Here is a 22,417-nt window from a genome sequence, read left to right on the forward strand (position 1 = left end):
CCTAGAAAAATCTTTTTTTAATCCTCTTGAATGGTAATTTTTTCTGCTAAAAAGTCAAATCCCTCGGGAATCAGGCTTTCCTCTTCTTTTTCTTCAACCTCTGCTTTGCCATTGCGGCTGCGAGCCGAAAAATCCGCCCGAATCTTGGTCCACTCTTCTAAGGAAATGGCCAAAATCTCTGGTGAAAATCCTGCCGCATTGCTGAGGATATTACCAAACATAGTATTGAGATTGTCCCGCTTCATGGTCTGCTCAGCGTTGAAATTAGACTCAAAAGCTAAGATAGCGTGACTTTCGTTGGCCGCCACCGGCTGCGATCCTGCCAGCAAGGCCCTATCAGCTCCAGCCAGACTTTCGATAATCTCACCCCAAGCATTCTGTAGCTTAGTCAGATTGCTGCGAGCCAGACTAGGATTCTCAACAGCCTCTTCTAGGATGGCATTGACCTTATTGAGGTCTGCTCGATAGCCCTTAGACTTCTGCGGCCGAATATCCGAAGTTTTGACAGCTGCTGCAGGTTTCCCATTGCCATTAGCCAGCTGCTGTTTAAGACTATCAATCTCTTGTCTCAATCCCTTAAGTTCATCAGCTAGATTATCTGGAATGACTGCCGCTGCAGGATGACTGACAGTATCTGCCAGTCGAATGGTCATCATTTCTGTATAAATCTTGGGCTGCAGGCTGTTCTTGATATCTGCCAAACTCTTGGTCGCCATATCGATCATGGCAAAGAGAGTGTCCTGCGGTGTCTTGAGATTTTCCAGAAAGAGCTCACTGGCATGATGATTCTCCCCGCCAGTTTTGACAATAATCAAGTCACGCAGATATTGCAGGAGGTCCGTCACAAAACGAGCCATGTTTTTACCGCTATCAAAAATCAGATTGAGATTATCCAAGGCTGCTACTGCATCATGAGCAATCAAGGCTGCTACATAGGCATCCAAGGCTCCTAAGCTGATAGAGCCCGTGATTTCTTCGGCTATGTCTGTAGTCAAACGATTTTCCTGAGTTAAGCTAAGAGCCTGGTCGAGTATAGACAAGGCATCCCGCATACCGCCCTCAGCTCGACGAGCAATAATCTGCACACCTTCTTGCTCAAAATTAATGCCTTCCTGCTCCAAAATCCACTCAATATGCCCAATAATGTCCTGCGTCTTGATAGACTTAAACTCAAAACGCTGGACGCGCGAAAGAATGGTCGCTGGAATCTTATGCAGCTCTGTCGTCGCTAGGATAAAGACCACATTTTCCGTTGGCTCTTCCAAGGTCTTGAGCAAGGCGTTAAAGGCCCCAGTCGAGAGCATGTGGACCTCGTCAATGATATAGACCTTATGCTTAGCTAGACTGGGTGCATAGGTAGACTTGTCCCGAATGTCACGAATCTCATCTACTCCATTATTAGAAGCAGCGTCGATTTCGATGACATCTTCAAGGCTCCCCTCAGTAATAGCCTGGCAGATATAGCAGTCATTGCAGGGCTCACCGTCCTTTTGATTCGGACAGTTCATAGCCTTAGCAAAAATCTTGGCAACACTGGTCTTCCCTGTTCCACGAGGGCCAGAAAAGAGATAGGCATGGCTTATTTTCCCTTGCTCCACAGCCTGCCGCAGGGTGGTGGCCACTACTTGCTGACCCACCAGCTGACCAAATGTCTGACTGCGGTACTTCCGATATAAAGCTTGATACATTAGGCTTTTTCTCCAAACATTTCAAAATTCCAAGTAGTTTTTTCAAGCAAAATCTGGACAAACTTTTCCAGATATTCCTGATCTACCTTATCATAATCACCCGTTAAGGCTGAATCCAAATCCAGCACTCCCAGAAGACGACCGTCTTTTTCCATGGGCACCACAATCTCGCTCTTAGCCCTGCTATCACAGGAGATATAGTTAGCATGCTGGGTCACATCATCTACGATAATCGTCTCTTCTTTCTCCGCAGATTCCCCACAGACACCCTTGCCCAGCGTAATATGGACACAGGAAACACCACCCTGAAAAGGCCCCAAAATCAGCTCGCTCCCATCAAAAAGATAGAAACCAGTAAAAACCGAATGAGGCAAGGCTTGATTGAGCAAGGCGCTAGCATTGGACAGATTGGCCAAAGCATTGGTCTCACCCTCCAACAAGGCTTCCAACTGAACCAATAAAAGTTGATAATTTGAAATTTTTTCTTTTGTGTTCATAGAGTCTATTATATCAAAAAGCCGGTCTTTCAACCAAGCTTTTCTTTAATTTTGTTATCCAAAAATTCATCAATCAGTCTATTTACAACATCGGGTTGGTCGGTATTAGAATTATGCCCCGCCTTATCAATCCATTGAACAGGCTTCCCAGTATTTCTTTCATAGGCCCTCAAATATCGTATACAAGACCCTGCACGATCTTCTTTTCCACATATAACCAATTGTGGACATTTTACTTCATAAGAAAACTTCTTCTCTACTGCTTCTGAAAATATCTTATATCCGTATCCCGCAAGACGAGCATACCTTTCTTGATCGCCATCATAAACCATCATCATATCATACATCAGTTTTCTTCCATAATCTGTTGTTGATACGCTTTTAGGGCCTGATTTCAAAAGAGAGTTCCATGGATAGATTCTATAAATTGCCTCCATATTTTTTAAGAGCCACAATTCCATAGCTGTATAATACTTCCTTTGAAGGGATGGTGAATCAATCATAACAAGACCTTTTAATTTCTCAGGAAAAAGTTGAGCATAAACCTGTCCTACATATCCTCCCATTGACTGACCAATTACTATTGGATTTTCTATTCTCTCTTTGACAAATATTTCATCCAGCCAAGTTGCTAAATCAAATAAAGTAAAATCAAGACGAAATGGATAAGATGAAGCGTGTCCAGGTGCGTCCCAAACCAAGACTCTATATGTATCTTTAAAATATTCTATTTGTTTTTCAAATAACCTATGATCAGCAATTAGCCCAGGTAAAAAGATAAGATTGCTTTGGGTTGATTCAACAGCATCATTTGTCCAATAATGAATTATTCCACTTGGTGTTTCATATGTTTTTTCAATCAAAGTTCAACACTCGCATTCTAATTTGTTTAATCTAGTTTATCGCAATTGCACTCATTCCTCTTATTAGAGTTTCTCGAGTAGGTCCACTAGAAAATATACCCTGCTTACTTATTCTCCTCCAAAACCTTCACTTCTTCACCCTCCACAAGCACAGCTTGGCGATTATTGAGGGGAAGCAGATTCAGCTGGTCGCTGTATGTATCCAGAGTTGCCTGAGCGCTTTCGACAAAGGGTTCTTCGCCAACATGAGGCAGGACATAAAAATCCACCTCGTTTAGTGCCTCTGTATCATTCAGTTCCTTAGCAACCGCCTTATCGTCCATAATCTTATTATAGTCAATGTCTTTGGCTGTGATGATAGCACCAGCAGATTCACCCACATAAACCATGCCATCCGCAATCTGCTCTTTTATCAAGGACAGAAGTTGCTTTTTCTTAAGTTCTTGCAAAAGGTAAAAGGTATTGCCGCCAGAGACATAGAGGAGTTTGCTTTGGAAAATTTTGGCCTGAGCTGTTTCTCTATCACAAGCCGAAATATCCAAGACCTCTACTTGAAATCCCAAATCTGCAAAGGTCTGCAGGGCTTCGTCAATATAACCTCTGTACTCTTCTACATTTCCAGCCGTCGGGATAAAAATCACATGTTTGCCCAATTGCTTTTTAGATGCATATTGTTTAAATAAGTTCTTAACTCCCGCAAAATATGAACATAAAAATAATTGTTTCATAGGATACCTCCTTATTTTTTAACAATCTTATAAAGAATCCATTGATCCTTTCTTTGACTATCGATGAGATGTAAGTCCAAATCTGTCAAATAGTTTTCAACTTTTTCTTGCTTTGTAAAGTCTGGTTGGTAATAAGCTAATTTGCTCCATTCACATGCCAGTAAGATGATTCCATCTGGCTTAAGTATCCGCTTAAGTTCTAGGAACGCTTGAGTTAGATTCGATCAATGAAAATGAATCTGAAGGGCTGTAATCAAATCAAATTCCTCAACAGGAAGATCTGTTTTCTCAACATTTTGCACCTCAAAAGATAGGCCAGGCTCAGACAATTCTTCAGCTGATTTGATTGCTGTAGTTGAAATATCAATCCCCAAAACTTGGCTATCAGGAAAGTGCATTTTCAAATATTTCGAGGATGCTCCATTTCCAACTCCAACATCCAAAATAGCATGAAATCGCTTCTTACGATCCAGCTGACTAACCGCCCAAACAACCATGGGCATATAAACACGATTCCATAATTTCATCATCCATAGCCCTATAAAGCCAGACGGTCTCTTTGATTGATAAATGAAGTAAAGAAAAGCAAAAATAATCAGAAGACCAATCATTGCTAGATAAATCATCTGTCTCCCCTCTCGTATCTTCCGACATAAATCTCTTTAGCTTCCTCTGTATAGTTCTTGATAAAATCCGTTTTCGCCTCTGTATAGGCATCACGGTTGTGCTCATATTGCTTCCACAAGGATAGCTTAAGCTTTTCATAGTCTTTAGCTACAACAGGGTGCTCCTGTAAATAGTCTCTAAAGTAAAGTTCATCATGATTGCCCTCATAGCGCAGATGCAGATGGAAAACCCGCTCGGCAAAACCACTCAGTGTGTAACCTTTATTGAATGACATCCGCCCTTGGCTTTCCGACATGAGCAGATAACCATTTTGCAGCAGCAAGTCTTTCATTACCGTCATATCTGTTTCTTTAGGAATTTCCAGTAAAATATCCACTATAGGCTTAGCCCAGATGGTCTTTACCGATGTTGAGCCAATATGGCTAAGACGAACGATCTGATGTTCTGGCAAAAAACTCAAGAGTTGAAGCCGTTCCTCCTCATACCAATCTTTCCACTCATCCTGATGCTCTCTTAAAAAAATCGGAAAAAGCTGCCACAGCTCCTCGAGCGACATTTCCTCTAAAGATGGACTCATAAGCACCTCCTTAGGTAATTTATACAAGCGTTTTCTCTAGTTATGATTATAGGAAAAATACACATCCTAGTCAAACCCTGCACTTATTGAACAGATATTTATTTTTGTAATATTTTTGAAAAGTTTTAGTTGTCAAACAATCTATTTTTTAGTAGAATGATGTCGGAGATATATTATTTAAAAGGAGTTCTTTATGAAAAAGTTTAGGTTTGGCACTTGGCTTGTCCTGTCAGCCGGCTCTTTGTTGTTACTTTCACAGGCTCTTCCTGCAGAGAATGTCGCTGCTAATCAGAAGAACCAGATTAAGGTCCAGCTGCTTAACCATAGCGATGAAACAGCTATCGGCACTCTGGAGTTGAATGGAGAGTATCAGCTAAAGCTTGGGAAAAAGGACAAGTTCGGTCGGGCTACTGCTGCTCATGTCCAAATGCAGGAGCAACACAAAGCCAAAAAGAAAAAGGAGACCAAGGTCACTTACAATCCCATCGGTTGGCACAATTACAAATTTTACTACGGAAATGGAGATGATCGGGCTTGGCTCATGAATCGCGCTCACCTGATTGGCTTCACTTTCAGCGGCCTCAATAACGAAGGAAAAAATCTCGTTCCGATGACCGCTTGGCTCAACTCTGGCAGTTTCCAAGGACTGGACGACAATAACCCAGACAGCATGCTCTATTATGAACATCGCTTGGAGCGCTGGTTAGAGGAAAATCCGGATTACTGGCTGGATTACAAGGTTACTCCGATATACACGGACAATGAGCTTCTTCCTCGCAAGATTGAGCTCCAGTATGTCGGGCTCGACGCAGAAGGCAATGTTGTCAGCATCCAGCTAGGGGGCAAGGAAACCATAGATGAAGACGGAATGTCTCATGTCCTCTTGGACAATGTTTCTCCAAATGCAGAGATTGACTACCAGACAGGCACTGCTGTCAATACCATGATTGAGTAGAGTTATAGATCAGAACATACAAACAGACCATCGCTATGATGATCTGTTTTTTTACCAATACAGACAGCCATAAACCAACAAGACTGCAATCATACTGAAAAGCGAGCCAATCAGGTAGTATTCAGCAAAGGACTGGCTTTCTGAAATCTTATTATAGCGGGCGATAGACTTAGCCGTAAAGACTAGCCCAATGGCAGTAAACTGCCCGAAAATAAGGGAAAGTCCCATAATCAAGCGCTCTAATATCCCAATCATAGCACCAGCCCCTGCAATAGTCTCCCCACTGTCTTCTCCTGCCTGATACTTGCTGAAGAAGAGTTTAAAGAGGATATTGACCGGCTTACCAGTCAGGGCTAAGAAAAAGAGAGCCTGCAGCATGAGATAGCGCTCAGACAGCCAATTAGGAGCTGGAATTTTCTGCTGTCCTAAGAGAAAATAAAGAGCAAAAATGCTAATCAGATGCAAAACCTGATCTAGTAAAAAGGCTGACTTTTGAGCATGATGGCGGACAATCGATGAATTCAGCCTATTCTTCAAGAAGTCAATAAGCGCATGACTGAGCCAGACCAAGGCGAAATATAGCAGATAATTAGGTAAGATGAGCCCCAAGAGCAACAGGGGCAAGAGAACAATTCCCAAGTGGAGAATTAAGAAATTCATCCGCCGGCTTTTTAGGTCAGCCATTTTCTGACTTTGAAGCTGAAAATCAGCTAGTACATGAGCCAGCAAAGTCAAAACAAGAATCGGATTCTGCATGAAAAATTCTGAAAATCCCATAAAATTTGTCATTCTTCAGCCTCCTTTGCTGCCTGTAGAATCATTCTCATAGCTAAACGGCGATTTCTCAGATAGATCTTCAGACCAGACGACTTAAGCCGCTTACTAAGCGCACTGGGACTAATCTGCAACAGCTCTGCTATTTCTCCATGAGAAAAATTCTCGTCATAGATATATTCCATGAGCATCCGCTCCAGAACTTCTCTCTGACTGTTATTCCACTTACTCTGGATGAATGAAGTAGCTGCCAGCACCGTATTGACCGCCTGACTGAGCTCTTCATCTCCCAAGGATACAGCTATACGGCTGCTGCCGTAGTCGTTCTTCTCATGAATAGCCTCAATGGCTGCGCGCGCCCTCCAGTAGGCCGGACCGTCCGCACCAATACTCTGCTCTCGATTGATGTCCGTCACAATCTCCCCCAGACCAAGCCCAAAGCGAATCGGGTGAGGAAAGCCCAAGGCAATCTGATCAAGGAGCTGCATGATCTCTGGATTAGGCCGCAGCAAAGCCTGAAACTCATCTCCAGTCGTTACCGTGAAAGGTGACACCAGATAATCCTGATAATCCTGATTTAGCACTGCCATCATGTCCTGCAGGTCCTTCTGCGCCTGCTTGCGATTTTTCAGCTGTTTGGATTCTATTAAATCTCCAATAAGAGCAATATAAAGCATACCAAACCTCCTTTAAGTCCATTATAAAGAAAAATTTAAAAAATGTCTATTTAAACGGCAACTTTTTAGAATATCCATTGTAAAGGAAAGACTATTTTTTCTTTTTAGGTGCTGGTAAGTCAGGATAGGCAGCTTCAATCAAATTACAGAGAAAGGCAGCATCTTCTACTTCTTTTATATGAAGCATTGGCTTTGCGCCTAGATAAGGAGACTCATAAACCGGATTTTCAAAAAAATCCAGAGCTGGCTGGACCGGCTTGAGCAGCAAGCGATTGTCATAAATCCCACCGAATAAGCGCCCCCGATAATAGAGCAGATATTCCCCCATCATCTTGCGAAAGCTAATTTCTTGGCCTAAGCCCTGCAGCTGCTTCAGAATAAAATCCAAATATTCTTGACTAGATGCCATCGGAACGCCTCCATGAATTGTTACTTTATTATACCAAAAATGGATGAAGATTTCCTAACTAAGAGATCAACTCATCTCCTTCCATCCTTAGTCTGTCTATCCTCAAGTAAGCAAAAAAGCTAGACCATACAAGTCTAACTTTTTTACTTCTTATTTTTTTAAAAGTCCTTCCTTAACCAGATAATCACGCGCAACAGCTTCGGCTTTTTTGCCTTCGATGCCAACTTGATAATTCATCTGACTCATCTGGCTTTCCGTAATTTTGCCAGATAGCTTATTGAGAATACCTTCCAATTCAGGGTGTTTTTCTAGCAATTCAGCCTTCAAGAGAGGTGCCCCTTGATAAGGAGGGAAAAGGTGCTTATCGTCTTCTAAAACTTGTAAATCATAACGCGCAAGTTCTGCGTCAGTCGAATAGGCATCCGTGATTTGAATATCACCCGACTGGATAGCTTGGTAGCGGAGCGCTGGCTCCATGGTTGACACATTGAGATTCAGTCCATAGACAGATTGAAGTCCCTTATTCCCATCTTCACGATCGTTAAATTCCAAGGTAAACCCTGCCTTAAGCTTGTCTTGGACTGCTTTAAGATCAGAGATAGTTTTAAGATTGTATTCTTTGGCGATACTCTTGGGAACTGCAATTGCATAGGTATTCTGATAGGCCATGTGATTGAGTAAGACTAGATTGTCCTGTTTTTTGATTCCATCACGTGCTGCTTCAAAAACTTCTTCAGCATCATTGCTAACCTTTGGAGCAGGCTGCAAGAGAGTTCCAGTAATCGTACCGGTAAACTCAGGATAGATATCAACATCACCTTTTTTCAGAGCTTGATAAAGGAAGTCGGTCTTCCCAAAATTAGGTTTGACTGTCACAGTCATATCCGTATTTTCCTCTATGAGAAGTTTATACATATTCATGAGAATTTCTGGCTCTGGACCCAATTTCCCAGCAATAACCAGATGATCCTTCTCCTGTTTCGGTAGCAAACTTGGCGTATAAGAAGCGCCGAGCCCGAGTATTAAGACAGCAAAAGCTGTAAATACAGTCCGAAGCTTAGCCTTTTCCATCCATTTAAGGAGACTGTTGAAAAGAATAGCCAAAACTGCAGATGAAATTGCCCCAATCAAGATCAGACTGGCATTGCGACGGTCAATTCCTAGAAGGATAAAAGAACCTAGTCCACCAGCTCCGACAAGGGCTGCCAGAGTTGCTGTCCCGATAATCATTACCGTTGCCGTCCGAACTCCTGACACGATGACGGGCATAGCTAGAGGCAGTTCAAACTTTTTGAGCCGCTCCCACTTGGTCATCCCAAAGGCGATTCCAGCTTCCTCTAAACTAGGATCAATCCCATTCAAAGCCGTGACGGTATTTTCTAAAATAGGGAAAATAGCGTAGATCACTAGAGCAGTCAGTGCCGGCAGTGTACCAATCCCCATGAGGGGAATAAAGAGTCCCAGCAAGGCCATTGAAGGAATGGTTTGAAAGATTCCCGCAATTTGCAGCACCCAATTGGCTGCTTTTTTATGACTTTGAAGATAGATAGCGAGCGGAATGGTCAAGAAGATGGCCACAAGTAAGGTCAGAAGAGATAGCTGAAGGTGTTGCCCTAAGGCTGCCAACCATTCGCCAAAGCGCTCCTGAAAGGTAGAAAACAAATTAGCCATGCTGAACACCTCCAAATAAATCTGCTACGAAGCTGGTCGCAGGTGCAGATAAGATTTCCTCAGGTGTCGCCACTTGACGAATCTCTCCGTCCTGCAGAACAGCAATCCGATTCCCCAATTTTAAAGCCTCGTCCGTATCATGGGTCACAAAGATTGTCGTCATCCCAAACTGGTCATGGATACTCTTGGTCAAGCTCTGCAATTGCTTACGCGAAATAGCATCAAGAGCTGAAAATGGCTCATCCATCAGCAGGATTTTGGGTTGGGCGATAATGGCACGGACAATGCCCACCCGCTGTTGCTCACCGCCAGATAGCTCACTCGGCATGCGCTGGGCATAATCTTCAGCAGGCAAGCCTACTAGGTCCAGCAATTCATCGGTCTTCTGCTGAATCTCTGCCTTGCTCCATCCTTTCATTTCAGGAATAAGAGCAATATTTTCAGCCACAGTTAGGTTTGGAAAGAGGGCAATCGCCTGTAAGACATATCCTGTAGAAAGACGTAGCTCACGCTCATCATAGTCTTTGATGCGCTTGCCATCCATATAGATATTGCCATCTGTTGGCTCTAAAAGACGGTTGATCATCTTGAGCATGGTCGTCTTACCTGACCCAGAAGGACCCACTAAAACCATAAATTCACCATCCTCAATCCGTAAGTTGACATCTCTCAAGACATCCTTTTCTGTATAGCGTAGCGCTACATTTTTATATTCAATCATTCTTTATCCTCATTTAAAACTTCCCTCGATTGGTCAAGTCTTCTACCTTAGGCATGACTTCTTTGTTGTCCCAATGCTCTACAATCAAGCCATTATCATTCAAAACGAACGGTTCCATTGTAACACTTGTAATTTCAACTATCAAGAATTTTGTTCTATTTTGATACAACTTAAAAATAGGTATAGAAAAAAGCAGGTTGAACCTGCTTTAAAATCTAAAATTTATTGTTTCCGATTGATGTATCTGTTGAACAAAATGGTCATAATTTTCAGCTTCTTGAGGAATAAGAATGGACCACTTTTTCAAGAGCGCCCCGTAACCTGCTAATTTACCTATTTCGTTATCAACAACCTTCTCTACACTTGGGAAAATAAGACCGGCTGTTTTAGCTTCTAAAATGTATGCATAGGAAATCAGTTGATATAAATCCTCACGATTGATTCCTTTTTCAGTAAATTCTAGCTTTTTATATTTGGCATCTAGTACTATTTTTAAATCTTTATGATAGAAGTCTGGATAAACCTTTCGAACATGACTACTAAATACAGAAATCCCTTCCGTCTTTTCTTTATTTCGTGGATGGATGAAACCTTTTGGCAACAAGGTGTAAACATACTCTTCCCAAAGCCAAGCTACATCAAAGAGAACACCATGTATTTTTTGCTCTTGAAGTCCTAAACCGTGCTTTTCTCTATTCATAATCAATAGACATAGTTCCTGTAATTTTCTATATTCTCGAAAATAGGCATGACGGACAGGTTTAGTTTGATTTAGTCTGATAATCTTAACACGATCAGCTAGTTTATAAGACGGAGTCACGCGGATAATTTCTGTTACATTTTCACGATTAGCATCAAACACTCCACTTCCAATTGTTTTCTGATTCTTAATATACTCAATAGTGTGTCGAATCAGTTGCATCAATGGATTATCATAAGCAAACTCTCTAGTAGTGTAGGAAATATTCCCCATAAAAGGAACATTTTTCTTAAGATGATTTCCTACATCAATCGCTCCCTTAACATGGCTATCATTATGAAAAAATCGCTGGTATTCCTTATAAAGCCCTTTCCTCAAAGCCGCTTGCAAATATTTTGGAAAGAGGTAAACCAATAGTTGATAGAGTTTATCTTCGCTAGATAAACCAACATCCAAGTTAGTGAGATTGATATTTAGGACCTTCTGCAATAGATAATGTAAAAAATAGTCGTTATTAGCATTTGAAAAACGAGAGGAAATCGTTAATCTTTCCTGACCGTAACCCAGAAAACCAATCACATTTCCTGTCTTAATGTTCTGATTTACAGTTTCAAAAATTTTATGATCCTTGTCCAAGTCAGAAGTATTTTTCAAGTCATTTGGAAAAATGAAAATACTATCCTCTTGAGAAAGACTTTCTAAAGTTCTATCTAAAAGTACCTGACTAATTTTTGGGTAAATTTCAACAAAATCCTCTTTTTTTATAAGTTGCTGATTATCTGTTATCCGTATCGTCATTTCCATCGCTTTCATTGTCACCAGTTATTGACTGATTGGTTCGCTCGTTGCTTGTCTTATCAAATGCCTTTTTCAAAGTTTCCAAAGTTTCAACTTCTTCATAAGAACCTCGCAAGTAGTCTTCTAGGAGCGGCTTAATATAATCGGACCAGAGCAATTCATAGTCAAAGTCGACTTCCTGCAACTTAAGGAAATAACTTGGTCCAACATGGTAATGACTATTGAGCTCTTCTACTTTTTCTATGGCAGCATTCAAGTTTCTTAGACGAATTTTCGCTTCTTCAGCACCATCTCCAAGAAGTTTATCAAGCATTCCCAGCTGACTTTCAGCCGTGATTTCTACAAAACGGAAACGACGGCGCATGGCAAAATCAAAGGTATCCACCGAGCGGTCAATATCATTCATTGTTCCGATGATGTAGACATTTTCAGGAATATAAAACTTCTCATTAGTTTCATGCAAATTAGCATATTGGGTCGAAACCTCTCCATCCTTACCACGATAGCCCGGATCAATGGAGAAAAAAAGTTCGCCAAAAATCTTAGAAATCTCACCACGATTAATTTCATCGATGATGAAGACGAAGTTTTTAATACTTGATATTTCAGCTGCTTCTTTATAAGTTTTTAATGCAAACCTTTCTTTCAAGACTTTTAGAACTGTTTTCCCGCCACCCTTATAATATCTTTGTTTATCATAATTCTTATTTTTATATAATTCATAAACATAATGTCGAGGCAATGTCCATCCAGATGCTCCACTATCATAATTGACAGATAAATTTTGCCTACTATTAACTGACAAGTAAGATGTCTTTGTTAAATACTCCTTCTCTTCAGTGGTATTTATAAACTCCAAATAAGATTCCCAGGCTTCCTCAAAATTATCCTGACCGCCTGTCTTTTGCGCTAATTTAGCTCTTTTGCAAAATTTCTTAAAAATTCCATCCTGTAAGCCGAAGCCAATCTGCCCATCATCACTTAGAAGCGGCCGCAAACCCTCTACAAAATCCGTATAATCATAAGAGGGATGGAATTGAACAAAATCGATTTGTTCCTCATTTCCTCCAGTCAACTCCCTTGCAATTTGTCTAGCAAGATAGGTTTTTCCCGTACCAGGAGCACCACGGAGGATGAGGTTTTTGGATTTTTCTAGTTTTTCTATGTAATTATTTATATTTTTATTCATAACAGATGTTTCTTTCTTTTTTTCATACGTGCCATTCAAAATAGATTTATATAAATTAATACGCTCGGTAGATCTATCCCAATTTACAGTCTGCCTAGCTCCTTTTTTATTTTGATATCTCCACTCACCATCTGCTTTTAACCAATCAACTCCAATACAATGTCTAAATTTTTGCTTTCTATCATCATAATAATAAGTTTCTACACATCGCCCAATACCAAAAATTCTATCAAATCCAGAAGTTGCAATAATATAATCATTTACCTTTATATCATGAGCAAATTGCCAGATGAACTGATTTTGTCTAGTTCCTTGATTTAAATCTTCTGGACTCGTATAGTCTAAAAGATTTCCTAGATCTGAACTAAAATCAATGCACGCAATCTTCTCTTTTTTAAAAAGCTCCCATAAGCTTCCGCCACTTCCGGCTACTATCATCCAATAATTTACTTTATCTGCCATAAAAAACCTCCAACTTTTTAACCCAACCTTTAAAATCTTATATTTATTTTCTAATCCTTGGCGTTACTGCGAAAACAATACAGATAGCGCTCTACATCATGAGATAAGAATTAAAAAATCCTAATTTTAAAAGGATAATATAGCTTTTCTTTATCATAGCATAATTATAGGAAAAAGAAAAGAACTTATAAACAAAAAGCGCTCAGTGCGGAAGAAGATCTTCTCTCCCACACTGAGCTTATTTTTTATCTTAGTAATATTCACCCTGACGGTAATCCCATGAGTTGAAAGTATCGGACAGGTGCATCATGATTTTATCGATATCCAAGCCTTTGCGGATGACAACTGGTGCTGGTGAGATGGAACGTTGCCCACCTTGTTCTGGAATCAGTTTTCCATCCTTGTCTACCATAGAGACCATAACGCCTTGCTCGTAGCGAGTTTCAATGGTCTTATCAGGCTGAATAGAAGCCACATAGTCGTCTGCTTCAATGACGAGGTCAACAGCATTTTCGATGCGCTCGCCAATTCCTTCAACCTTGCCACGGTTTCCTTTACCGGATGGGTTAGCTGAGGATGCATAGACCATCTTGCCTTCTTCCCAAAGCTTAGCTGCCAGCTGCTCGCCCGCCTTACCAAACTTAATAACAAAACAGCTAGTGCCACGAACATCTGTCATCAGCTCTTCCCGACCGTCGCCAAAGGCCTTGAGCTTTTCAAAAGCTTCTGGCTTCCATGGTAGGATACAGCCCAAGAGGATGTCTTCATCCCAATGCTTTTGATAAAAAGCTTCAATTTCCGGATTCAGCTGAGCCAAAGCACGGAGCTCATCCATACTGCCACAAAGGACAACACCTGGCTTATTACGGTTACGAGCCTTAGCTTCGAACTTACGCTCCAAGCCAGCTTTATCGCTGGTCATGATGATGTAACCCACCTTGGTCGGGCAAACGATACAGCCGCCATCGCCTTTCAAGATGTCATAACCTTCTTGTGAAAGCTGTCCGTTCCATTGAATGTGTTTTGTCATAAGTTTCTTCCTTTTCTATATAAATTAAGATTTATTTTACCATATATTTTTATCGGAGACAAGGTTTTTTCAGAATTTTCTCAATATATCAAAAATAAGGTTACTGCCAATAAGATGGACGATTTTTTTCATATTCTGCAATCAAATCCTCATACTGCAGCGTAATGCCGATGTCATCCAGACCGTTGAGGAGCTTGTGCTTCCATTCACCATCAATGTCAAAAGAGAATTCTCCCACCGGTGAAAAAATCTTCTGCTGCTCCAAATCCACCGTCACTTCATCCGTCGGTTTCAGATTCGCCAAGGCTTGCCGGACTTCCAGCGGCTGGATGATAGGCAGCATACCGTTATTAAGCTCGTTGTTGTAGTGAATATCCCCGAAAGATCCGGCAATAACTACCTTGAAGCCATAGTCAGCCAAGGCCCAGGCAGCGTGCTCCCGAGAGGAGCCCGCTCCGAAATTGTCCCCTGTAATCAGAATAGTCGCCTTGCGGTACTCCGGTCTATTAAAGACAAAATCAGGATCTTCCGTGTACTGGTTGTCCAGATAACGCCACGCGTACATGAGGTACTTGCCAAAGCCTTTTTTATCAATCAACTTGAGAAACTGCTTGGGCAAAATTTGGTCTGTATCAATATTATCGTTCATGAGGGGAACCGTTGTCCCCGTATAGATTGTAAATTTTTCCATAAACCTTCCTTACTGGACCTCCGGTAGCTGGCGGACATCTACAAATCGCCCGGCAATGGCTGCTGCTGCTGCCATGGCTGGACTACAAAGATGGGTCTTTGCTCCAAATCCCTGCCGATCCTCAAAGTTCCGATTGCTGGTCGAGGCACAGTGGACTCCGTCCGGCACCTTGTCTGGATTCATTCCCAGGCACATGGAACAACCCGGATCGCGCCACTCAAAGCCTGCATCCATGAAAATTTTATCCAGTCCCATCTTTTCAGCAGCCCGCTTGACCGGACGAGAGCCTGGTACGACGATAGCTGTTAGATTGGGAGCAATGTGCTTACCAGCGACAAACTTAGCTGCCAGCTGCAAGTCACTGAGCCTGGCATTGGTGCAGGAGCCTATAAAGATATAACCTAGGTCAATATCTTCTGCTTTCTTACCCGGTGAGAGGTCCATGTAATTGTAGGCACGCTCGTCGTTCATGTCACGTATTTCTGGGAAAGCCGCGCCGAACTCTACCCCCATAGAAGGATTGGTTCCCCAAGTCACCATAGGTGCCAACTGGGAGACATCAATCTCAATGACCTTATCATAGACAGCATCAGGATCACTGACCAGAGTCTTCCAATCGGCTACCGCAGCCTCAAAGTCCTTTGGAGCGCCCGGCCGCCCTTGAACATAATCATAAGTCTTCTGGTCGGGATTCATAATGCCCATCTTAGAGCCAAACTCAATGGACATATTGCAGATTGTCATGCGCTCTTCCATGGTCAGATGATCAATCGCATCACCAGCATACTCGACCACATAACCAACACCTGCAGCCACACCATATCGGGCAATCAGTGCTAAGATAAAGTCTTTAGAATAGACACCTTTAGGTGGCACCCCAGTAAATTTGACCAACATTTTCTTGGGCTTGACCTGCCAAATGGTCTGCGTGGCAAAGACGTGTTCTACCTCTGAAGTACCGATTCCAAAAGCAATAGCTCCAAAAGCCCCATGAGTGGCCGTGTGACTGTCACCGCAGACGATAAATTTGCCCGGCTGGGTCTTGCCCGTTTCCGGTCCAACCATATGGACAATCCCCTGCAGTTCCGATCCATGAGCCGCGTGTTCAATGCCAAAATCCTTGACATTCTCAGAAAGTTTATCAATCTGAGCCTTGGAAATCACATCCCGAATATCATAGATATTGACCGTAGGAACATTATGGTCAAAGGTTCCAAAGGTTAAATCCGGCCGTCTAACTTTGCGACCTGCATCTCGAAGGCCCTGAAAAGCCTGAGGGCTGGTCACTTCATGAATATAATGCTGATCCACATACATAAGCTGGGGCTGGCCTTCTTCACCAGTTATCAGATGCCTTTCCCACAGCTTATCAAAAATCGATTTTCCAGCCATACTAGCTTCTCCATATGTAATATAAAATTCCGATTTCCACTATTAATCCGCAAATCCAAGCCAGCCAGAAATACCATTTTCTGGTCTTGTGGTGAAAGAGTCGACCGCCTAATAAAGCGCCCAAACCTCCGGCTGCCAATGCTGACAAGAGCAAAGTCTTCTCTGGAATGCGGTAGTGATTTTTCTTAGCCTTACGCTTATCCCAGCCATAAAGCAGGAAAACGATAAGGTTCCAAAGTAGGCAAATACCTGTTAATATCCATTTCATAAATTATTAATAATTGACTCCGTCATTTGAGCTGTCCCTGCCTGACCACCCAAATCTCGGGTTAAGATACCCTGAGCCAAAGTCTTCTCCACCGCTGCTTCAATCGCTTCTGCAGCTTCAACCTCTGCAAAACTATCCCGCAGCATCATGGATACAGAAAGTATCATGCTGATAGGGTTGGCAATGCCCTGCCCCGCAATATCTGGAGCCGAACCATGGATGGGCTCGTAAAGACTTGGTCCAGATGCCGAATGACTGGCCGATGGCATAACTCCCAGCGTCCCTGACAAGACACTGGACTCGTCGGATAGAATATCGCCGAAGAGATTTTCCGTTACCACAACATCAAACTTAGCAGGATTGGTAATCATGAGCATCGCAGCGCTGTCCACCAGCTGGTGCTCCAAGGTCACATCTGGATAATCCTTGGCCACCTCATTTGCTACTCTGCGCCAGAGTTTAGATGTCGCTAGCACATTTTGCTTGTCAATACTGGTCACGCGCTTTCTGCGACCACGCGCAATGTCAAAGGCTTTACGGACAATTCGCTCCACCTCTTCATAGCTGTAGTCGTTAATATCACGCGCAGATCTGTCCTCCAAAATATGCTCACCAAAGTAAATCCCACCAGTCAGCTCACGCACAACCACGAAATCCACACCAGCGATTCTTTCAGCTTTCAAAGGCGACAAATGCTTTAGGGCATCAAAAATCTTAACTGGACGGATATTAGCATAGAGCTCAAGCTCCTTGCGTAGAGCAAGCAAACCTTGCTCCGGCCGAACTGGGGCATTATCATACTGGGGACTACCGATAGCTGCTAGAAGAATAGCATCCGCCTTCTTGGCCGCTTCTAGAGTTGACTGAGGCAGAGGATGACCTTCCGCATCAATACCAGCACCCCCAAAATCCTTCTCTGTGACTTGATAAATAAATCCAAACTTGTCCGCAACAGCTGCTAGAACTTGGAGACCCGCTTCCATGATTTCTGGGCCAATACCATCACCCGCCAGAGCTACAATTTCTTTTGTCATAGTCGCTTCCTTCTAATTATTTGCAGGCAGATCGCGGTAGGATACCTGGTGGCCGATTTCACCCGCATTTTCCTTTTGCACAAAGGTATTGGCATGGATATAGGCAATGGCGCTGGCCTTAAGAACATCAAAGTCAATACCAGAGGAGTTGAAAATTGTATCTGTATCCGTATTTTCAACAGCTACCAAGACGCGAGCCTGAGAGTCGATACCATCCGTTACCGCTTCGATGTTATAAGACAAAAGTTGGACGGACTGATTAAAGAATTGGTCAATGGCATTAAAGATAGCTTCGACACTTCCCTTACCTTCTGCCACACAGCTGACCGTCTCGCCGTCGCCATTAACCAGCTGCACATCCGCTGTGATGGTATGGTCGTCATTGGTCGTGAGCTGCAGATCATCAAAGTGGAAGCCTTCAGGATTTTCGACGGTCGTTCCGGCAATCAGAGCCCGAATATCAGCGTCTGTGACTTCATTTTTCTTATCAGCCAAGACCTTAAACTTAGCAAAGAGATCATTGATTTCAGATTCCGCAAAGTCCAGAGCCAGTTCTTTGAGTTTTTCGACAAAGGCATGGCGGCCAGACAGTTTGCCAAGCGGCAGTGAATTGCTCTTGACTCCAACCAGCTCAGGTGTGATGATTTCATAGGTCAGTGGATTCTTAAGGACACCATCCTGATGGATACCGGACTCATGAGAGAAGGCATTGCCACCAACGACTGCCTTGTTCTTAGGCACTGGAATACCTGAGAAGCGGGACACCAGCTCAGAAGTGTTGATGGTTTCATTAAGGACGATATCCGACTCAACCTGATAATAGTCTTGACGAATCTCTAAGGCAACTGCTACTTCTTCCAATGCTACATTTCCAGCCCGCTCACCGATTCCATTGATAGTTCCCTGAACACGACCAGCACCGTGCTTGATAGCCGTCAAAGTATTGGCCGTTGCCATGCCAAGGTCATCATGGCAATGAACACCAAATACCACCTTATGATCAGAAGTCACATTTGCCACTAGGTAGTCGAAAAGATTTGCAAACTCTTCTGGCGTAGTAAAGCCGACTGTATCTGGAATATTGATATAAGTCGCACCTGCATCAACTGCTGTTTGTACCACCTGAAAAAGGAAATCCAGCTCTGTTCGTGTCGCATCCTCTGGTGAAAACTCTACTATATCAAACTTGGAGCGCGCGTAGGAGACATGCTCTTTCACAGCTTCTAAAATCTCTTCCTTGGACTTTTTCAGCTTGAACTCTCTGTGAATAGGACTGGTCGCAATGAAGACATGAATCTGTGGATGCTTGGCATCCTTGAGCGCTTCATAGCAGGCATCAATATCGGACTTGACCGAACGCGCTAGCCCAGTAACAGAAGCTTTTGTGATGACTTTAGCAATCTCCTGCACCGCCGCAAAAGAATCTGGACTCGCAGCAGGGAAACCGGCTTCAATGACTGAAATCCCCCACTTCTCTAACTGCTTGGCAATAGCCACCTTTTCCTTGATAGAGAAATTCACTCCTGGTGTCTGCTCACCATCCCGGAGGCTGGTATCAAAAAACTCAACTTTGCGTGTCATAGACAACTCCTTTTCTAAGATACATAGACCATTTAGGAAAAACTCTTTCCCAACTTCTAGGTCATGTTCAATGACTGAGACAGTATGGGACAAATTGATTTCAGAAAAATCAAGATGTACTTCCACTCCCGTCGCTCCTTTAGAAACCATTTCTTCCTCATCAGAGCTTGAGGTAAGATAGGTGAAATAAAAAACATCTCACTTGAGGAACAAGCGAGATGTTGATTTACTCCCGCTTGGTAAGCCAAACAGGACTAATGCTTTTGCACTAGCCCGAGTAACGCAACAACAAAGCAAAGTTTGAAGATTGGGTTGACTTCATGTTTAACTAACTCCTTTTTGAGATGGTTTCTTATTGTTTAGTATTTTAACACAGTATCATAAACCTGTCAAGAAAAAGTCGATATTTTCTGAAAATTTTTAATATGATTATTACTCATATAAGAACCAACCTCCATCTCGTAAAATTCTTATCGGCTGCATTTCATAAATAACTAGCTTATCAGGAACTTCATTTGAATCGTAGTTTAAAGGGATTCCTAATGTAAATTCAGTGTCTTTATTATTATTTATTCTACCATCCAATGTTAAAATATATCCACCGCCTTGCGGGGTGCCGTTCCCTATATCTTCGACCTTCATACTTTCCCAATCAAATTGAACACTTTCAACTTTAGAGTTTAAAGATTTGACAAAGTCGGCCATCTCTTCTTCATGCTTTTTAAGATAAGCCAGCTGCTTTTCATGCGGATCTTGCTCTTCCTTTTTCTCCTGCTTGGTTCTATCTGTAAACAAATTTTTATTTTGAACCATTATAGTTGCACCTATAAATACAAGTATCAGTAATGCTACAAATAACGTACTTTTGATAGTCTTCATCTCAAATCATCCTTTCAACTACTGACATTATTATAGCATGGATGGGTTTATGACCTCACTCTCATACTTATTATTAAACTCCAAAGTAAAAGAATTATCATAAAATATTCCCTATAAACACACTATCATTACTTACTATATAACTTTTCTTTTTCTAGTATTCTCAAATATTTAGTCTTTCTAAATTGCCCAGACAGGAGCAAGAGTAAGAAACAATACCATATCACAATCGTCAAAAATAAAAGTAGGAAACTGCCAAATAGAAGATAAAGCCACGAAAAAACAGCTGAAATCAAGGCAAAGAGGAAAATGAGAGCATAGGTTTTAAGACCGTTGGATTTTTGGGTGGCAAAATAGTCTCTGGGCATCTCATAAGGCACTACTTCAACTACTGATTTCTCCCTTCTATTTTTAAACTGGTAAAGAGCTAGTAAAAGCATGAAAATGAAGGAAAAAAGTAAAGGGAACAAGCCTCGTACAGTCAAATTCTCCGTTAATACATACAGGCCATAAGAAAAACCAGCACTTGGTAGAAAAATCATTGGAAAAGGTACACTTTTCCCTACAAAAAGCTCATTTTGCTTAAAATCATAAAACACAGTCCTATTGACATTTCCTTGATCTGCTCCAAATTCGATAAAATCAGACAGCTTCCTTGTAACTGCCAATGCTGACTTTGGTTTTTCATGCACCTCATCTTCAATGATCTCTAACTGACCAAAAGCATTCAGTTTCCACGAATCTTCCTTAGGCAAAGGGGATATTTTCCCTTCAAGATGTTCTTGAATAAACTGCTGGAATTGACGGTTCTTCCACTTACTTCCAATCAACTTCAGTGTTACTTTTTGGCCGCTGCTATTTTTGGTTAATGCTTTCCCTACAATAAATAAGGGCCATTCATAACTACCGCGATAAAGGTGTCTCTTCTTACCGAAGTAAAATGTAACTGAAGAAAGAGGAAAGCGATAGCATTTGAAATTTCGGAAAACAAGCAAGTTTTGGCCATCAAGCTCTATTCTCCCCATAAAAGCAAAGACCACCCAGCCTACTGTAATTAATAAAACAACTGACCCTGAGAAATATAAAAAATTTGCCAACAAATTTCCATCTAAAAAGAGGTTGAAAAAACTTACGATAATCATTAAGCTGAAAATACTAATCAGACCAATTCCTTATAGTGTGTATATCACAATCGATGTTTTCTTTGTCAATTCTGCTCCCTCTCTAAAATTTTTGCAAATACCATTTTGCTCAATCCATACTTCCTGATAAATCACTTTTAGCGAATAGAAATAATAAAATCACGCTTAAAAACTGCTCAATTATTCCGTTTTATATATCTTAGAAAAATTGCTAGCATTTATCAATCGACATATCTTTCATCTCAAAATATTTCTTTGATTCTCTCACAATGTAAAGTTCATTGTCTTCTTTTATGATAATGTTAAATAGCTCTTTTGCTTTTGTCTCATTGCCCTTCAATAGACAATTCAGAGCCTTAAAGTACAAAATCTCCAATTGAGAAAATTTTGATTCATCACTTATGTGTTCAAAGTATTCATTGACTTGATGAGCTATCACAATATCATATATAGCTTCAGATCTCTCCTTAATTTCTTTTTTCACATCTGCATTTGCAATTGATACCCGTGAAATCATATCTTGAAGTTCACCCTTTGTGAGATCACTTTTCGATAGTATTACGGCACTAATAAAGTGTTTCTCTAGTTTATTTTTTTGTTGCTGAGTTAGATTATTTCGATCTTCTAACTCTTCCGTCTCTTTTATTACAAGAGCGAAATCACCCATCATATAATTATATAAAATAGCTGCAAATTTAGCTTGCAACTTAGTGAGCCTAAATCTAGCAGCGCTATTTATTTGAATAAATTGCCTCCAGGACTCCAAATGATTTCTCGAATCAAGTAATTCCTTAAGTATATTTGAATGCCAAATACTAAAAATTACTAAAACTATAAATGAGAGTACGACATATATGATGAAAGAAAGTATTATTAGTGTTATATTTTCTCTTGCCAACAGACAATATAAAAATGGAATTAGTACAGACAGCAATGCTAATCTAATATAAAAATCGTATTTCTGCTTGGCTTTTTTATAATCTGACATTTAAACCTCCTATATTGGCTAAAAACTTAAACCTTAAATTTTATGCTACATATCAGTTTCATTAATCTTGAGTCAT

Annotated in this window: 22 protein-coding genes and 2 pseudogenes; 1 reads left to right on the plus strand and 23 read right to left on the minus strand. The window is 41.4% G+C overall.

Annotated elements, in window-relative coordinates:
• Positions 1 to 17 precede the first annotated feature (17 nt).
• The 6 genes and pseudogenes from dnaX to MFP28_RS06875 all read right to left on the minus strand — a co-directional run bounded on the left by dnaX (position 18) and on the right by MFP28_RS06875 (position 4,980).
• Entirely contained in the window at positions 18 to 1,688 is a 1,671-nt protein-coding gene (gene dnaX / locus MFP28_RS06850) for a DNA polymerase III subunit gamma/tau (RefSeq protein WP_002906731.1), read from the minus strand.
• Positions 1,688 to 2,185 carry a GAF domain-containing protein gene (locus tag MFP28_RS06855; protein WP_032916261.1) on the minus strand — a complete coding sequence of 166 codons (498 nt, stop codon included), beginning with the start codon at positions 2,183 to 2,185 and terminating at the stop codon, positions 1,688 to 1,690. Before MFP28_RS06855 ends, dnaX begins: the two co-directional genes overlap by 1 nt.
• Positions 2,186 to 2,214: 29 nt before the next feature.
• A complete protein-coding gene (locus tag MFP28_RS06860) occupies positions 2,215 to 3,048 on the minus strand; it encodes an alpha/beta fold hydrolase (protein ID WP_002906734.1) in 834 nt (277 codons plus the stop codon).
• A 104-nt stretch (positions 3,049 to 3,152) separates the two neighbouring features.
• Positions 3,153 to 3,776 carry a Type 1 glutamine amidotransferase-like domain-containing protein gene (locus tag MFP28_RS06865; RefSeq protein WP_002906735.1) on the minus strand — a complete coding sequence of 208 codons (624 nt, stop codon included), beginning with the start codon at positions 3,774 to 3,776 and terminating at the stop codon, positions 3,153 to 3,155.
• Positions 3,777 to 3,787: 11 nt separating this feature from the next.
• Positions 3,788 to 4,402: pseudogene (locus MFP28_RS06870) on the minus strand (class I SAM-dependent methyltransferase).
• Entirely contained in the window at positions 4,399 to 4,980 is a 582-nt protein-coding gene (locus tag MFP28_RS06875) for a GrpB family protein (protein ID WP_002906737.1), read from the minus strand. Before MFP28_RS06875 ends, MFP28_RS06870 begins: the two are co-directional and overlap by 4 nt.
• Before the next feature lie 193 nt (positions 4,981 to 5,173).
• Here MFP28_RS06875 and MFP28_RS06880 point away from each other — a divergent pair, with 193 nt between their 5' ends.
• Positions 5,174 to 5,935, plus strand: coding sequence for a DNA/RNA non-specific endonuclease (locus MFP28_RS06880; RefSeq protein WP_002906738.1), 762 nt, complete (start codon positions 5,174 to 5,176; stop codon positions 5,933 to 5,935).
• A gap of 51 nt (positions 5,936 to 5,986) precedes the next feature.
• Here the strand turns inward: MFP28_RS06880 and MFP28_RS06885 are convergent, their stop codons facing one another.
• The 17 genes and pseudogenes from MFP28_RS06885 to MFP28_RS06965 form a co-directional block, all read right to left on the minus strand.
• Positions 5,987 to 6,724, minus strand: a complete 738-nt coding sequence (locus MFP28_RS06885; protein WP_002906739.1) for a DUF3307 domain-containing protein — start codon at positions 6,722 to 6,724, stop codon at positions 5,987 to 5,989.
• On the minus strand, positions 6,721 to 7,386 hold the full coding sequence (locus tag MFP28_RS06890) for a SatD family protein (RefSeq protein ID WP_002906740.1): 666 nt from the start codon (positions 7,384 to 7,386) through the stop codon (positions 6,721 to 6,723). The genes MFP28_RS06885 and MFP28_RS06890 overlap by 4 nt, the downstream gene beginning before the upstream one ends.
• A 91-nt stretch (positions 7,387 to 7,477) precedes the next feature.
• Positions 7,478 to 7,795: a TfoX/Sxy family protein gene (locus MFP28_RS06895; RefSeq protein WP_002906741.1), complete on the minus strand. Its 318-nt coding sequence runs from the start codon at positions 7,793 to 7,795 to the stop codon at positions 7,478 to 7,480.
• Between the two features lie 150 nt (positions 7,796 to 7,945).
• On the minus strand, positions 7,946 to 9,466 hold the full coding sequence (locus MFP28_RS06900; RefSeq protein ID WP_002906742.1) for an ABC transporter permease/substrate-binding protein: 1,521 nt from the start codon (positions 9,464 to 9,466) through the stop codon (positions 7,946 to 7,948).
• Positions 9,459 to 10,187: an ABC transporter ATP-binding protein gene (locus MFP28_RS06905; protein WP_002906743.1), complete on the minus strand. Its 729-nt coding sequence runs from the start codon at positions 10,185 to 10,187 to the stop codon at positions 9,459 to 9,461. Before MFP28_RS06905 ends, MFP28_RS06900 begins: the two co-directional genes overlap by 8 nt.
• 13 nt (positions 10,188 to 10,200) lie before the next feature.
• Positions 10,201 to 10,284: pseudogene (locus tag MFP28_RS06910) on the minus strand (nuclear transport factor 2 family protein); the annotation flags it as partial.
• A 111-nt stretch (positions 10,285 to 10,395) separates the two neighbouring features.
• Positions 10,396 to 11,700: an McrC family protein gene (locus MFP28_RS06915; protein WP_002906744.1), complete on the minus strand. Its 1,305-nt coding sequence runs from the start codon at positions 11,698 to 11,700 to the stop codon at positions 10,396 to 10,398.
• Positions 11,663 to 13,336, minus strand: a complete 1,674-nt coding sequence (locus MFP28_RS06920) for an AAA family ATPase (RefSeq protein ID WP_002906745.1) — start codon at positions 13,334 to 13,336, stop codon at positions 11,663 to 11,665. Before MFP28_RS06920 ends, MFP28_RS06915 begins: the two co-directional genes overlap by 38 nt.
• A 250-nt stretch (positions 13,337 to 13,586) precedes the next feature.
• Positions 13,587 to 14,366: an L-threonylcarbamoyladenylate synthase gene (locus tag MFP28_RS06925; RefSeq protein WP_002897734.1), complete on the minus strand. Its 780-nt coding sequence runs from the start codon at positions 14,364 to 14,366 to the stop codon at positions 13,587 to 13,589.
• A gap of 100 nt (positions 14,367 to 14,466) precedes the next feature.
• Positions 14,467 to 15,057: a 3-isopropylmalate dehydratase small subunit gene (gene leuD, locus MFP28_RS06930; RefSeq protein WP_002906746.1), complete on the minus strand. Its 591-nt coding sequence runs from the start codon at positions 15,055 to 15,057 to the stop codon at positions 14,467 to 14,469.
• A 9-nt stretch (positions 15,058 to 15,066) separates the two neighbouring features.
• Positions 15,067 to 16,449, minus strand: coding sequence for a 3-isopropylmalate dehydratase large subunit (gene leuC, locus MFP28_RS06935; protein ID WP_002906747.1), 1,383 nt, complete (start codon positions 16,447 to 16,449; stop codon positions 15,067 to 15,069).
• 1 nt (position 16,450) lies between these two features.
• The gene (locus MFP28_RS06940; protein ID WP_002906748.1) at positions 16,451 to 16,717 is read right to left on the minus strand and encodes a DUF1294 domain-containing protein; all 267 of its coding nucleotides are present in this window, start codon (positions 16,715 to 16,717) and stop codon (positions 16,451 to 16,453) included.
• Entirely contained in the window at positions 16,714 to 17,751 is a 1,038-nt protein-coding gene (gene leuB / locus MFP28_RS06945) for a 3-isopropylmalate dehydrogenase (protein ID WP_002906749.1), read from the minus strand. The genes MFP28_RS06940 and leuB overlap by 4 nt, the downstream gene beginning before the upstream one ends.
• A gap of 12 nt (positions 17,752 to 17,763) precedes the next feature.
• Positions 17,764 to 19,332, minus strand: a complete 1,569-nt coding sequence (locus MFP28_RS06950; protein ID WP_032916262.1) for a 2-isopropylmalate synthase — start codon at positions 19,330 to 19,332, stop codon at positions 17,764 to 17,766.
• A 432-nt stretch (positions 19,333 to 19,764) separates the two neighbouring features.
• Positions 19,765 to 20,211 (minus strand): hypothetical protein, encoded by a 447-nt coding sequence (locus MFP28_RS06955; protein ID WP_002906751.1) that lies wholly within the window; start codon positions 20,209 to 20,211, stop codon positions 19,765 to 19,767.
• 128 nt (positions 20,212 to 20,339) lie between these two features.
• Positions 20,340 to 21,308 (minus strand): hypothetical protein, encoded by a 969-nt coding sequence (locus tag MFP28_RS06960; protein WP_223331334.1) that lies wholly within the window; start codon positions 21,306 to 21,308, stop codon positions 20,340 to 20,342.
• A gap of 256 nt (positions 21,309 to 21,564) precedes the next feature.
• The gene (locus tag MFP28_RS06965) at positions 21,565 to 22,341 is read right to left on the minus strand and encodes a hypothetical protein (RefSeq protein ID WP_002906753.1); all 777 of its coding nucleotides are present in this window, start codon (positions 22,339 to 22,341) and stop codon (positions 21,565 to 21,567) included.
• Between the last annotated feature and the right edge of the window lie 76 nt (positions 22,342 to 22,417).

The sequence above is a fragment of the Streptococcus sanguinis genome (assembly GCF_050234405.1).
GTDB lineage: Bacteria > Bacillota > Bacilli > Lactobacillales > Streptococcaceae > Streptococcus > Streptococcus sanguinis_W.

Bases quoted from the DNA above. Each gene is read 5' to 3' on its own strand.
- dnaX (WP_002906731.1), bottom strand. From the start codon at position 1,688: ATGTATCAAGCTTTATATCGGAAGTACCGCAGTCAGACATTTGGTCAG.
- MFP28_RS06855 (WP_032916261.1), bottom strand. From the start codon at position 2,185: ATGAACACAAAAGAAAAAATTTCAAATTATCAACTTTTATTGGTTCAG.
- MFP28_RS06865 (WP_002906735.1), bottom strand. From the start codon at position 3,776: ATGAAACAATTATTTTTATGTTCATATTTTGCGGGAGTTAAGAACTTA.
- MFP28_RS06875 (WP_002906737.1), bottom strand. From the start codon at position 4,980: ATGAGTCCATCTTTAGAGGAAATGTCGCTCGAGGAGCTGTGGCAGCTT.
- MFP28_RS06880 (WP_002906738.1), top strand. From the start codon at position 5,174: ATGAAAAAGTTTAGGTTTGGCACTTGGCTTGTCCTGTCAGCCGGCTCT.
- MFP28_RS06885 (WP_002906739.1), bottom strand. From the start codon at position 6,724: ATGACAAATTTTATGGGATTTTCAGAATTTTTCATGCAGAATCCGATT.
- MFP28_RS06890 (WP_002906740.1), bottom strand. From the start codon at position 7,386: ATGCTTTATATTGCTCTTATTGGAGATTTAATAGAATCCAAACAGCTG.
- MFP28_RS06895 (WP_002906741.1), bottom strand. From the start codon at position 7,795: ATGGCATCTAGTCAAGAATATTTGGATTTTATTCTGAAGCAGCTGCAG.
- MFP28_RS06900 (WP_002906742.1), bottom strand. From the start codon at position 9,466: ATGGCTAATTTGTTTTCTACCTTTCAGGAGCGCTTTGGCGAATGGTTG.
- MFP28_RS06905 (WP_002906743.1), bottom strand. From the start codon at position 10,187: ATGATTGAATATAAAAATGTAGCGCTACGCTATACAGAAAAGGATGTC.
- MFP28_RS06915 (WP_002906744.1), bottom strand. From the start codon at position 11,700: ATGAAAGCGATGGAAATGACGATACGGATAACAGATAATCAGCAACTT.
- MFP28_RS06920 (WP_002906745.1), bottom strand. From the start codon at position 13,336: ATGGCAGATAAAGTAAATTATTGGATGATAGTAGCCGGAAGTGGCGGA.
- MFP28_RS06925 (WP_002897734.1), bottom strand. From the start codon at position 14,366: ATGACAAAACACATTCAATGGAACGGACAGCTTTCACAAGAAGGTTAT.
- leuD (WP_002906746.1), bottom strand. From the start codon at position 15,057: ATGGAAAAATTTACAATCTATACGGGGACAACGGTTCCCCTCATGAAC.
- leuC (WP_002906747.1), bottom strand. From the start codon at position 16,449: ATGGCTGGAAAATCGATTTTTGATAAGCTGTGGGAAAGGCATCTGATA.
- MFP28_RS06940 (WP_002906748.1), bottom strand. From the start codon at position 16,717: ATGAAATGGATATTAACAGGTATTTGCCTACTTTGGAACCTTATCGTT.
- leuB (WP_002906749.1), bottom strand. From the start codon at position 17,751: ATGACAAAAGAAATTGTAGCTCTGGCGGGTGATGGTATTGGCCCAGAA.
- MFP28_RS06950 (WP_032916262.1), bottom strand. From the start codon at position 19,332: ATGACACGCAAAGTTGAGTTTTTTGATACCAGCCTCCGGGATGGTGAG.
- MFP28_RS06955 (WP_002906751.1), bottom strand. From the start codon at position 20,211: ATGAAGACTATCAAAAGTACGTTATTTGTAGCATTACTGATACTTGTA.
- MFP28_RS06965 (WP_002906753.1), bottom strand. From the start codon at position 22,341: ATGTCAGATTATAAAAAAGCCAAGCAGAAATACGATTTTTATATTAGA.